This is a genomic window from Streptomyces sp. NPDC003691 (genome assembly GCF_053981115.1).
On record NZ_JBSFNQ010000058.1, the window covers coordinates 43966 to 50297 of the forward strand.

Below are 6332 nucleotides of genomic sequence, written 5' to 3' on the forward strand. Positions count from 1 at the left end.
TCAATGTCGTCGTCTCATACCGTCCAGCCTACGGGGGAGCCCCGCCCCGGGCGGGCGTATCACGGCACGATCACCCGGCCCGTCCGGGATCCCCCGCCCCGGCCGGGCCGACGTCCACGGCGGTCTCCGCCCACACCCGCTTCCCCCCGGCGAACGGCAGCGCCCCCGAAGCCGTCGCCAGCGCCTTGACGAGCAGCAGCCCCCGGCCCGAGGTCGCGTCCGGATCGAGCACCGTCGGCCGCATCGGCCCGCGCGGCGAGGAGTCGTTGACCGCTATCCGCAGCTTCCCGCCGGTCAGGGTGAGGTCCAGCCCCACCTGGCCCCGGGTGTGCGCCACCGCGTTCGTGACCAGCTCGGAGACGATCAGCAGCGGTACGTCCAGCGGACCGGTGGCACCCCAGGACCGCAGGGTGCGCTCGGTGAACCGGCGGGCGTGCACGATCGCGTCCGGCAGCCGCCACACCGCCCAGCGGGCCCGCAGCGGCCGGACGTCCGTACCGTCGTACCGCAGCAGCAGCACCGCCACATCGTCGTCGCGCCGGTCCACATTGGTCAGCAGTTCGTCGGCCGCCCGCCCCGGGTCCGCGGGATCGACCGCCGACAGCAGGGTCCGCAGCCGGGCCATCCCCTCGTCGAGCGGCAGGTCCGCCGCCTCGACCAGCCCGTCCGTCAGCAGGGTCAGCACCGTGCCGGGCTTCAGCCCGGCCTCCGTCATGGGGTACTGCGCGTCCGGTACGACCCCGAGCGGCGGCCCGCCCCGGACCGCCAGCTCCTCGGTGGCACCTCCCGGATGCCGCAGCAGCGGGGCCGTGTGCCCCGCCCGCACCAGCAGCGCCGCCCCGTCCTCCAGGTCGAGATCCACATAGCAGCAGGTGGCGAAGAGATCGGTCTCCATTCCGGTCAGCAGCCGGTTCGCCAGGCTCAGCACCACATCGGGCGGATGCCCCTCCACCGCGTACGCCCGGATCGCCGTCCGCATCTGCCCCATGATGGTCGCCGCCTCGGCACTGTGCCCCTGCACATCGCCGATCACCAGGGCGACCCGGCGGTCCGGCAGCGGTATCACGTCGTACCAGTCCCCGCCGACCTCCAGCCCCTCGGTGGCGGGCAGATAGCGGGCGACCGCCCGCGCCCCCGGCAGCGGCGGCAGGGTGCGCGGCAGCAGGCTCCGCTGGAGCGTCCGCGCCAGCTCCGTACGGGCGTCGAGGGCATGGGCCCGCATCAGGGCCCGGCCCACCAGACTGGCCGCCGCCGTCAGCAGAGACCTTTCCTCGGGGCCGAACCGGTGCTCCTCGTCCCACCCCACCAGACAGACACCGACCACCCGCCCGTCGGCCTGGAGGGGCAGTACCGCGAGCCCCCCGGGCCCGATGTCCACCAGACCGGGTTCCAGATCGGCCCCCGGCAGCCAGGCGGTGACCGCGCCCTCCCGCAGCGCCCGCCGCAGGGTGGGCAGGGTGCTGCTGGGCGCGTCCGGCCACTCCGAACGCCACTCCGTACGCCACAGTCCGGGCCAGGCCTCCGGCTCCGGCGGGTCCAGCAGGGTGACGAAGAGCCGCTCCGCCGAGACCTCCGCGACCGCGACCCGGCTGGCACCCAGCGGCTCCCGGAGCGCCGCGACCGCCGTCTCGCTCACCTCGCGGACCGTCGCCGCCCCCGCCAGGGCCGCCGACAGCCGCTGGACCTGCGACACCTCGTCGGCGGCGTTCGGCCGCAGATAGGCCGCGTCCGCGACCACCCCCAGCAGCCGGCCCGGCGTCCCGTCGGCCGCCAGGAGGATCCGGCAGCGCAGTCCCAGCCACCGCAGCTCACCGCTGAGACAGCGGACCCGGAAGGCGAGCTGGTGTTCGGCGGGCGCCCACGGACCGGGCTCCACCACCGACATCAGCGCCGGGATGTCGTCCGGGACGGCACAGGCGATGAGAGTGGCCGCCCGGCCGTCGAACTCGCCGGGCGGCAGCCCCAGCAGATCGAGTACCTGCTCGTCCGCGGTCATCGCGCCGGTGGCGAGGTCCACGACGAACGCCCCGCTGCGCACCGGCACCAGCCCGGCCCCGCCGTCCGGGCGCGGCTGCCCGCGGCGCACCAGCCGTGCCTCGAAGGCCTCGACCCGGGCCGCGACCTGGTCCGCGTAGAGTTCGAGAAGTAATCGGCGGTCGGCGTCGAACCCCCCGGGCACGGACCCGGCGATGACGAGACAGCCGCGCCGCCCGGCATGGCCGCCGAGCGGCAGGACGGCCAGGGCGGTGTCCGCGGGCCAGAGCGCGGCCCGCTCCCGCAGGCCGTCGCCCCGCTCCTCCTCCGGTTTCTCCGGTTCACCTAATTCTTCAGGTTCTTCCGGTTCATCCGGCTCTTTCGGTTTTGCCGGTCCGGTCGCCGGTCCGGCTCCGGGCCGTGCGACCGCGCCCGGCTCCAGCCAGTGCGGCCGGCCGGTGCGGAACGCGTCGGCGACGGGGGAGCGCTCGGCCAGCGAGAGTAACGACGGCATCCCGTAGCCCGTCGCCGCCCCCTCCGCGGCCTCGGCCAGCCGCAGCCGGTCCCCGCCCTCGTCCAGCAGATACACGGCCGCACAACCGGCCCCGCAGAACGTGAAGTCTTGCCTGGTCAAGGCCCGTATCGCCCCCAAAGCCACGGCCGTGCTCAGCTACCACGGCCGCCCTGCGGCAGCCGGAACCGGCCGCCCGGCGGGCCCTGCCGTGGTCGTCCACTCTAGGCCGCCGGACGGGTGAAGGGGGAGGGTTGGCACGACCACGTAATACGAGGCGGTGCGCCCCCGGCGATCCGGCCGGAACGGCAGCTCCGGCCGCCCCCGCCCCGGCCGCCGTCCCACGGGGCCGGACCCGGCGCCCGGGACCCCTCGCGGAGCCCCGGGGGCCGGGCCCGGTCCGGTTCAGAGCCTGCCGCGCCGCCGCTCCTGGAGCAGCAGCAGACCGAGATAGGCGCCGCCGATGGCCATCGTGTAGATGCCGACGGGCAGGTTCTCGAAGAGCGGCAGCTGCTGTGCGCAGAGATCCGCGAGCACCAGCAGCAGCGCACCGGTCAGCCCCGACAGCACCAGATGCGGGCCGGGCAGCCGGGTCAGCCGCTTGGCGACCTGCGGGGCGGTGAGCGCGACAAAGGCGATCGGGCCCGCCACGGCGACCGCACCGGCCGCCAGCACGATCGCCAGCAGCACGGCGGCGGACTTGGTCCGCCGCGGCTCGGCGCCCAGCCCCTGGGCGATGTCGTCGCCCATCTCGCCCGCGGCCAGCGGGCGGGCCAGCAGGGCCAGCGGCACCAGGGCGGCCAGCAGCACCAGCCCGATGGTCGTCGCGTCCTCCCAGGACCGGGAGGAGAGGCTGCCGTTGATATAGGCGGTCAGCGCGGACGCGTTGTCCCGCTCCATCGCGTACACGACGTACTGGGTCATGGCCTGGCAGATCGCGGCCACCCCGATACCCGCCACGACCAGCCGGGCCGGATTGCGGAAACCGGTGCCCGTCGACACATAGACCAGCGCCATCGCCAGCACGGCGCCCAAGAGCGCGCCGAGGGGGACCGGGACGGTGCCGGGCAGGAAGAGTGCCGCCATCGCGGCGCCCGCGCCCGCCCCCGCGGCCACCCCGATCACATCGGGGCTGCCCAGCGGATTGCGGGTGGCGGACTGGAACAGGGCCCCGGACAGGCCCAGGGCGCAGCCGGTGCCCAGCGCGACCACCAGGCGGGGGCCGCGCAGCCGCTCCAGCACGAAGGCGTCGCGGCCCTCGGCGCCGCCGCCGAGCGCCGTACCGAGTTCGGCGAGCGGGATCCCGAGCCGTCCCATCGACAGCGTCGCCACCGCGGCGGACGCGGTCAGCAGCAGCAGTCCGGCGGCGACCAGCACCGAGACGGGGCGTACCGACACGGCCGCGTACGGGCCGAACCGCACCAGCCCCTTCGGCCGTCCCGCGGCCCGCGGCGCGACGGGTCCGGGACCCCGGTCCACCGGCGCCGGGCCGAGGACCTGCGTCTTCGGGCCGGTCATGCGTTCCCCCTCATCCGGCGCACCGCGACCAGCAGCGCGGGCGCCCCCACGAACGCGGTGACGACCCCGACCATCAGCTCCTGCGGCCGCAGCACCACCCGTCCCACCACATCGGCGGCGAGCAGCAGCGCCGGGCCGGCCACGCACGAGAACAGGATCTGCCGGTGGAAGTCGACTCCGACGACGGCCCGCACCACATGCGGGACGGCCAGCCCGACGAAGGCGATCGGACCGACCGCGGCGGTCGCGGAGGCGCTGAGCAGCGTGGCCGCCAGCAGCCCGCCGGAGCGCACCAGCCACGGGCGGGCGCCCAGCGCGGCGGCGGTGGCGTCTCCGAGGGCGAGGGCGTTGAGCCCGCGCCCCAGCAGCAGCGCCAGCACCAGCCCGGTGGCGGCGAACGGCACCATCGCCCAGAACACCTCGAAGTCCCGGCCGCCCAGCGCGCCGACCACCCAGTACCGGTAGCTGTCGAAGACCTGCGGTTTTGTCAGGGTCACGGCCTGGATGAAAGCCATCAGTACGGCGGAGAGCACCGCTCCCGCCAGCACCAGGCGCACCTGGCTGCGGCCCGAACCGCCGGAGCCGATGGCCAGCACCAGCACTCCGGCCAGCAGGGCGCCGGGCAGCGCCCACCACATGGCGGCCGTGCTGCCGCTCGCCCCGAGGAAGGCGGTGGCGGTGACGATGCTCGCGGAGGCGCCCGCGTTGATGCCGAGCAGTCCCGGCTCGGCCAGCGCGTTACGGCTGACGCCCTGCATCAGGGTGCCGGCGACCGCGAGCGCGATCCCGGCCAGCACCCCCAGGGCCGTCCGCGGATAGCGGCTTTCGACGACCGCGGTGAGCTGGGCGTCCGCCGTACCCGAGAGGACGTCGACGACATCCGCGAAGGAGGTCGTGCGGCTGCCGAACATCACACTGGCGAACAGGGCGAGCGCGAGGAGCACAAGCCCCGCGGACATGCCGACAACCCGCCGGGCGGTGCCTCCCGGGTGGGAGACACCGCCCGGCGGTGCCGGTGAGATCGTGGCCATCTGGCGTACGGTCCTCGTGGTCCTACTTCTTGGCGGCGGCGACGGCCTTGTCGATCAGCGGCAGGTAGCGGTCGACCACCCACGGCACGGTCAGCGGGTTGATGATCGACGACGCGGTGACGAAGGAAGCGTCCTCACCGAAGACCACGGCACCCTTCTTGATCGCCGGGATACCCGCGTACAGCGGCTGCTTCTCGATCTCCTGGCGGTTCTTCGCGTCCGAGTAGAAGGTGAAGATCAGGTCGCTGTCCTTCAGCTTCCCGGCGTTCTCCAGACCGATCAGCGCCGAGTCGGTGCCCTTGGTCTCCGGGAACTGGTTCACCACCGGGTCGACGGTGAGGCCGAGGGAGGAGACCATCTTGACCCGCTGCTCCTCGGGCTTGAACACACCGAGGGTGCCGGGACCGCTGTTGTAGATGTACGAGAACTTCAGGTCCTTGTACTGGGGGCGGGTGGCCGCGGCGTCGGCGAGCTGCTTCTCGATGGTGGCGATGAGCTTCTTCGCCTCCTCGGGCTTGCCCATGGCCTTCGAGATGGTGTTGATCTGCTCGTCCCAGTTGGTGCTCCACGGCAGGTCCGGGTAGGCGACCGTGGGGGCGATGTCCTTGAGGACGTCGTACTGCTTCTGGGTGATGCCCGACCAGGGGGCCAGGATGAGGTCGGGGTCCAGCTCCAGGATCGCCTCGGTGTCCAGCTCCTCGCCGCCCGTGAACTGCTTGGGCAGCTTCTCGCCCTTCTTGGTCACGGCCTCGTGGATCCAGGGCAGGTAGCCGGTCTTGTCGCTGCCCCAGGCATAGCTCTCGATACCGACGGGCGTGGTGCCCAGGGCTATCGCCGTCTCGGCGGAGCCCTGGCCGAGGGTGACGATGCGCTTCGGCTCCTTCGTGATCTCCGCCTGGCCGAGGGCGCTCTTGATGGTCACGGGGAACGCGCCACCGCTCTTGGCGGCGGAGTCGGAGGACTCCTTGCCGCCGTCGTCCTTCGAGCAGCCGGCGACGGTGAGGACGACGGCCGCGGCCGTGGCCGCTGCGGCGAGGGCGCGACGACGTACGCGAGTGAACCCGAGCATGGATGTTCCTCAGAGAGTTGTGGAGGTGCGAGAACTGAAGCCGAAGCGCCGATCAGAGCCGGACGTCGTCGAGTTAGGCAAGCCTAAGCTAATGATGTCTTGATGTTCAACTCTGGCCGAAAAGAGCCGCCGGGCTGGCCCGTTCCTTCGCCGAGCGCCACGACTTCGACCGCGGATACGGCCCCGCCGTCAACCGTATGCTCCGGCTGGTGCGTGAAGGGGGCGACTG

Annotated in this window: 4 protein-coding genes and 1 pseudogene; 1 reads left to right on the plus strand and 4 read right to left on the minus strand. The window is 73.3% G+C overall.

All coding sequences use genetic code 11. The features are described from left to right. Positions 1 to 70 precede the first annotated feature (70 nt). The 4 genes from ACWDR0_RS24550 to ACWDR0_RS24565 all read right to left on the minus strand — a co-directional run bounded on the left by ACWDR0_RS24550 (position 71) and on the right by ACWDR0_RS24565 (position 6103). Complete coding sequence (locus tag ACWDR0_RS24550) at positions 71 to 2608, minus strand: SpoIIE family protein phosphatase (RefSeq protein ID WP_456353915.1); 2538 nt, start codon at positions 2606 to 2608, stop codon at positions 71 to 73. 282 nt (positions 2609 to 2890) lie between these two features. Beyond that, positions 2891 to 4003 carry a FecCD family ABC transporter permease gene (locus ACWDR0_RS24555; protein WP_456353916.1) on the minus strand — a complete coding sequence of 371 codons (1113 nt, stop codon included), beginning with the start codon at positions 4001 to 4003 and terminating at the stop codon, positions 2891 to 2893. Beyond that, the gene (locus ACWDR0_RS24560) at positions 4000 to 5034 is read right to left on the minus strand and encodes a FecCD family ABC transporter permease (protein ID WP_456353917.1); all 1035 of its coding nucleotides are present in this window, start codon (positions 5032 to 5034) and stop codon (positions 4000 to 4002) included. The genes ACWDR0_RS24555 and ACWDR0_RS24560 overlap by 4 nt, the downstream gene beginning before the upstream one ends. 22 nt (positions 5035 to 5056) lie before the next feature. Beyond that, positions 5057 to 6103 carry an iron-siderophore ABC transporter substrate-binding protein gene (locus tag ACWDR0_RS24565; RefSeq protein ID WP_456353918.1) on the minus strand — a complete coding sequence of 349 codons (1047 nt, stop codon included), beginning with the start codon at positions 6101 to 6103 and terminating at the stop codon, positions 5057 to 5059. Positions 6104 to 6237: 134 nt separating this feature from the next. Between ACWDR0_RS24565 and ACWDR0_RS24570 the strand changes: the two are divergent. Further along, positions 6238 to 6332, plus strand: a pseudogene (locus ACWDR0_RS24570) (ADP-ribosylglycohydrolase family protein); the annotation flags it as partial.